At 63.5% G+C, this 5,597-nt stretch carries 6 protein-coding genes; 3 read left to right on the plus strand and 3 right to left on the minus strand.

Translation table 11 applies throughout. The annotated features are described in order from the left end of the window. Positions 1-41: 41 nt before the first annotated feature. Positions 42-260, minus strand: a complete 219-nt coding sequence (locus AB0B89_RS34520) for a DUF397 domain-containing protein (protein ID WP_358561377.1) — start codon at positions 258-260, stop codon at positions 42-44. 26 nt (positions 261-286) lie between these two features. After that, positions 287-1,144, minus strand: coding sequence for a helix-turn-helix transcriptional regulator (locus AB0B89_RS34525; protein ID WP_358561380.1), 858 nt, complete (start codon positions 1,142-1,144; stop codon positions 287-289). 246 nt (positions 1,145-1,390) lie between these two features. On the opposite strand from AB0B89_RS34525, the gene AB0B89_RS34530 reads away from it, so the two are divergent. The 3 genes from AB0B89_RS34530 to AB0B89_RS34540 all read left to right on the plus strand — a co-directional run bounded on the left by AB0B89_RS34530 (position 1,391) and on the right by AB0B89_RS34540 (position 3,420). Next, a complete protein-coding gene (locus AB0B89_RS34530) occupies positions 1,391-2,071 on the plus strand; it encodes an ATP-binding protein (RefSeq protein ID WP_358561383.1) in 681 nt (226 codons plus the stop codon). A 303-nt stretch (positions 2,072-2,374) separates the two neighbouring features. Continuing rightward, entirely contained in the window at positions 2,375-2,653 is a 279-nt protein-coding gene (locus AB0B89_RS34535) for a hypothetical protein (protein WP_358561386.1), read from the plus strand. A gap of 38 nt (positions 2,654-2,691) precedes the next feature. After that, positions 2,692-3,420, plus strand: coding sequence for a hypothetical protein (locus AB0B89_RS34540; protein WP_358561388.1), 729 nt, complete (start codon positions 2,692-2,694; stop codon positions 3,418-3,420). A gap of 71 nt (positions 3,421-3,491) precedes the next feature. On the opposite strand, the gene AB0B89_RS34545 is transcribed toward AB0B89_RS34540, so the two are convergent. Beyond that, on the minus strand, positions 3,492-5,174 hold the full coding sequence (locus tag AB0B89_RS34545; RefSeq protein ID WP_358561391.1) for a type ISP restriction/modification enzyme: 1,683 nt from the start codon (positions 5,172-5,174) through the stop codon (positions 3,492-3,494). Positions 5,175-5,597 lie beyond the last annotated feature (423 nt).

A 5,597-nucleotide genomic window follows, 5' to 3' on the forward strand; every position in this document is an offset into this window, starting at 1 on the left:
GCTATTCACAAGACAAGAAATCTCCGGCGGCCACCACCGCTCTACGGGAGCCATCCCTCCTTCACTCCACCGATAAAGGCACGCCACTGGACCGAGGCGACAGCGAGGACGGGTCCGGACGGGTTCTTGCTGTCACGCAGCAGGACCAAGGGAGGCTGTACTCCCGTGTCCGATGCGTTGCCCACCATGGCTACCTCGACGCACTCCGACCCGTTGGCACTGCGGGTGCTCTTACGCCACCGGAGCTGCGATGTGTCCATCGTGGATCCCACCTTTCCCGTCTCAGTCACCCGATCGCCTTCATCGCTGCGACGAGGAGAGCCACTGATTCATCCGGTGGCAGCGCAGCGGCGCGCAGGTGGTCGAAAACCAGCGTATAACGCCGTACATCCTTCGGTTTCTCTACGTATAGGTTTCCAGCGGGACTTTCTGCGTAAACGACATCGGAGTCCGTTACGTCGGGGAACTCGATGATCGAGAACGGGCCGATAAGCCCAACATGGGCGCCCTTCGCGAAGGGCAGGATTTGGATGGTGACAGTGGGCGTGCCGGCAACCTGTACGAGGTGCTCCAACTGAGCCCGCATGACGGTGGGCCCACCGATGGGACGGCACAGAACAGCCTCGTCAAGCACAGCCCACAACTCAAGGGGGTGATCCCGCACAAGGGCCGACTGACGTCTCATCCGTAGGGAGACGAGGCGGTCCACGTTCTCCTGGCTGTCCATGAGCCGGACAGCACGAAGAAGAGCACGCGCGTAGTCCTCGGTCTGCAGGAGTCCATGGACAAGGTTGGTCTGATAGGTGCGCAGCGATGCGGCCTCGGCTTCGAGTCCCACGTACGTCTCGAAGCCAGCGGGCAGGACGTCCTCGTAGTCCGTCCACCACCCCTTCTGCTGAGCGTCTCGCACCATGGCGAGAAGCAACTCCCGCTGATCGTCTACGGCTCCGTACATATCAAGCATGTCCCGCACGTCTCGAAGCCGTGGCACGGTCTTCCCGGTCTCAATGCGACTGATGGTCGAGGCGGAACGCTCCAGATGACGTGCAACTTCCTCGATCGTCTTGTCCGAGGCCTCCCGTAGGCGCCGCAGCTCGATGCCCAGTCGGCGGCGGCGGACCGTTGACCCTTGACTTGCGGACACGCTTCACCTCGAAGGCCGTGGGGACGTCACCGGTGAACCCTAGCGTCACCTCCGGTCACCTCGCCCCTACATTCGGCTACGAAAATCCTGTGGAATTTGCGCGATGCACTTGCAGGAGGCACGTGCACTCCGCGACACTCCGTAAACAGAAAGTAATCAACTGGTTGCAGCGCGTCTCGACGTAGAGGCGGCAAGGGCAGCCGCAGGAGCCTGTGGAGGTCGATGGTGGGGCGAGAGGCTGGGCGGTTGGAGTTGTTGGGCGCCGGGGCACGGGTGCTTCAGGTCCTGGAACGGGAGGTGTCCCGCATCGACGTCCCCCAGACGGACAGGACGGCCGCGCAGTCCGTCCCACCGGCGAGCAGCCGCGAAACGGTACGGCCCAGCGCGGCCGTACCAGGCCCGGGAATGGACCCGCAGGGTGTGATCGTCGTGGACGGCGCCATCGGTCACGACGACGAGCACCGGAACGGCACGCAGCCGGGCGCGTGGACCGTCGCCGGATACCTCACCCTCGCCGGCCACGTCGAACAGGTGGGGGCGGCACGCGCGTTCGTCCGCAAGCTCCTCGCCGGGGATCCGCTCCTGGAGTCCGCCCTGCTGGTGGTCTCCGAGCTGGTCTCCAACAGCGTCCAGCACTCCCGATCGTCGCTGCCAGGCGGCACAGTGACGCTGTACGTCCTGCACGTCGGCACCCGGGTGCGTATCGAGGTGCAGGACGACGGCGCGGACGGCGTCCCATGCCTGCGGTCTGCCGAAGCGGCAGAGCTCCCGGAGTGGGCCGGAGCACTGGACGAGCTGGATCTTCGTGGCCGGGGCCTACGGCTGGTGGACGCGGTGGCGGCGTGCTGGGGCTTCACCATCGGCCGCCGCAAAACCACCACGTGGGCGGAACTCTCCCCCACCGACACCCCTGGGGCCCACCTATGATCGTGACCTGCAGCGACGCCGCCACCGCACGCCCACGACACAGTGCGTGCACTGGCACGGCGGTTCACCGGCTCTTTGGTACGGCAACACCACCGGACATTGGTGGGCGCTCCCACCCGCCCACCACCACGAACATCTAAGCCTTATCGAGGTTGGCAGCCCAGATGAACTGGCCGAACGTATCTGGCGAACCGAGGCAAGTAGCCACCTCATCGTGGCCTGGCTCGGGCGTGTCAGGTAGGAGGCCCAAGTGATGTCTCGTGCACACGGCTGTCGTACCCTAGGTACCCTGAGGTACCGAATATGAGGGAGGCGATCAGCATGGCACTGTCGCCGTTGAAGGTCGATCCAGAAATCGACCAGCTCATCTCCAACGGGGCTCATTTCCTCGGCGTCACCAAGAAAGATCTTGTGGCCGAGGCCGTACGGGTCTACCTGGAGATCCGTCGTGAGGAGATCCGGCAGAAGATGCTGAGCGCGATGGCTCAACTGGACGGCTCCAACCGGTCGCGTCTGGCCATGCTGACCGGTCTGAGCCCTGAGCGCATCGATGAGCTCGGCGGAGTACGCGAGGACGACTGAAGGTGCCGACGAACCGAGCGCGTCCTACCTTGCGCTGCTTGCGTGATGATCTGAAGCTCGCGGTCCCGCCTGCAGACGACCCGCTGGACGAGATCGCCCACCCACTCCTGAACAAGACCACCGAGCAATTCGCCGATGAGCACGCCAAGCACGAGCGCATCCGGGCGATCGATGACCAGATCCTTTTCAAGGTCAAAATTCAAAGGTGGCGTGGCGCCGTCTGGACCGAAGAGGACCTGCCCTGGCTGGTCGCCGGTGGGGTACGCGAGAACGGGTCACCCGATGACTTCTACGCGTCCTTGGAGGAAGACGGCAAGGCGGCCCGAGCTCGCTACAACACCGATCACGCAAAGCCCCTGACCAGTGCCACCTACACCGGTCACCTGCTGCCCAATCAGGACGACCACGAGCGTTATCAGATGGAAGCCGGCGCTCGCCTGCTTCGACACCTGGCTCAGACGATCCGAGGTCTGATCAGATCATCACTCGGGGACGGCCGCGAGCATAGCGCCGATTACGCCACCTTTGTGATCGGCATTCAGGTTCGGGCCGACGATGGGCACGAGACCTACGTCGCCGTCCGCATCACCGGCAGCGTTCCTGACAACATCGCCTATCTCACCCTCGATCTCGTACCCGGTTGTGAACGCGACGGCTGGTACCCCGAACCGCAACTACCTGGTCGCCCGCTCTATGGAGCCGAACAGGCTTGGTCCAATCTGATGGATCCCAAAGCCGCCGCGAAACTGCTGGAAGAAGGAGAATGAGGTTCGATAATAATGCGCCTCACCAAGTCCGATACTGCGCCAACCCCATACTTTGAGCTGCCGTTCGCGAGTCAGAAGAGTCGCGGGGCGTGGTCCGCCTCCACCTGCGGCGCCTTTCTCACGTTGGCGGGAGCGGGCAGTACCTTTCGCTGTTCGAGGTCGGCGGCCGTGATGAGCGGACCATCGCAGATCTTCTCAAGTAATACGGCCTGTGCCGGTTCGAGTTCGACGCACAGGCTCAAGACGTTGAGGAGTTCCAGCAATTCGGTGGTGAACTGCGCAGGCCAGCGACCGATGTTGATGGAGTCCAGGGGTGATGATCGGTTCCCGCCGGGGTTGGCGCGGCGGTAGCCGAACCAGCGACGTACCACCTTCCAGCCGGAGATCTCGTAATCCCACACCTGCGGGGAGACCGGCGAAATCTCACCGGCTCCAACGTGCAGGGTACGAGTGGTCGCGTCGTACGAGATCGTCTCTGGCATCGACTCCTCGGTATAGGGGATAGTCACTCGAGCTTTGGGCCGTACTGCGGGCGGCAACTTGGGTGGACCAAGGGGTCGTCCTTCCCCCGCATCGGCACAACGCTCTCCGTAGGTGTGCAGCCACAGCACTCGCCGGCCGATGTGAACCCCCTCGTCCCAAGCTTCAGAGTCGGCGGTGAGCGGTATTCGCAGGCCCGGGTTCTTGAGTTCCTCCGCGAACCGGCTTGTGTAAGAAGGGTGCGCGCTCAGTGCTGCGACGTAGGCCATCAGGTCATCAGCACTGATGGTCTTACCGATTCTGAGACCGATCGATTCGAGAAGCCCTGGCGTCAGATTGGGCTGCAGACCCAGGGCGTCACGGTAGAGCGGCAGAACTCGCCCACCACGGCCGTTGTAGTGGTGCGCGCTGGGCACCAGAGAGGCGAAGGTGAGCGCCGGGCCCGAAGTGATCGGTTGAGAGTGCTGTTCAGTGGCATAGATCTGACGTTGCCCGCGGACGGCCCATAGGGCGGGGCGAGGACGGTCGATCACGCGTGCGTCATAGATGACGTGCTGGCGATCGAAGCTGCGTAAGGCGACCGGCTCGGTACGTGGATTCCTGCACGTTTCGACGTCGAGCGGATGAGCAGGAGGGGGTTCCCCGGGCAGTGCACCGGGCAGGTCGGTGAGGTCCCGATCCGTCGTCTCCTTCATCAAGATCCGCTTCTCGTCAGGCCCGGCGTCGATCAACCTCGCCCAGCGGCGGTTGAGCGTTTCCTTGTCGGGCGCGTGTACCCAGTTGCGGTTGGGCGTTATGCCAGTCAGAGCCCACGGGAACAGATCGGTCAGCGCGAGGTAACTCAGCCACCGGTCACCGGCGGCGGGAGTGAACGGATCACGCCATCCCGTGTCGCAGGCTTTCCAGCACGAATCGTCGATGCTCACCGATGCCAGCCGTGCGAACTTCTGCTCTCGATGGCCGGTGACTGCCATGTAGCGAACGCGAGCAGGGGTGTTACGGTCGACGGGACCATATCGGACGAATACACCGATGCACAGATTCTGCTGAACCCCAGGAAAAACACGCGTGCTGCCGTCCGGCTGGTGCTGTTCAGGGGAGAGATCGATAATCCAGCCCTCGTCGGCCGACCGGCGTAGATAGCTGCGCATCTCGGCGAATCCGGGGCCGTCGATATAGCTGGACGGGGTGATGAGGGTGACGACTCCGGCTGGCTGCTCCGGATGAGCGTCGAAGACCTTCCAGGTGGCCCAGCGCCAGAAGTAGACGTACATGCTGGCCAATTTGAAGGAGTGTCTGGCGAGATCCGGGGCACGGAAGGCGTCGAGGGGGACCCTTGCTTTGCCGTTCCGCCTTCCGGGGGGATCTATCCAGCCTCCCTGTCCCCTAGCCCTGTCGCCATAGGGCGGATTGCCGATCACCACAAGGACGGGAGTCTCCCGTTTGACCTTGTTGGCCTCGTTCCTCGAGCGCACGATCGCCCCGTACCCTGACATCACATCGATCTGTTCAACATAGGGATCATCAAGCGTGTCAGCGACGTAGAACCGTACTTCCTTCTCGGGGATCTCCGTTCGATACTGTGACTTCAGCGCCTGGTGACGACGAGCACGCCCCGCTGGTCGAGGGCGACCCCGACTCCGCCGACGGCGAGGACTACGCCGCCATGAAACGCGGCGGCGAACTCGCCGTCCTGC

Source organism: Sphaerisporangium sp. NPDC049002 (assembly GCF_040649355.1).
Classification (GTDB): domain Bacteria; phylum Actinomycetota; class Actinomycetes; order Streptosporangiales; family Streptosporangiaceae; genus Sphaerisporangium.

Bases quoted from the DNA above. Each gene is read 5' to 3' on its own strand.
- AB0B89_RS34545 (WP_358561391.1), bottom strand. From the start codon at position 5,174: ATGTACGTCTACTTCTGGCGCTGGGCCACCTGGAAGGTCTTCGACGCT.
- AB0B89_RS34535 (WP_358561386.1), top strand. From the start codon at position 2,375: ATGAGGGAGGCGATCAGCATGGCACTGTCGCCGTTGAAGGTCGATCCA.
- AB0B89_RS34520 (WP_358561377.1), bottom strand. From the start codon at position 260: ATGGACACATCGCAGCTCCGGTGGCGTAAGAGCACCCGCAGTGCCAAC.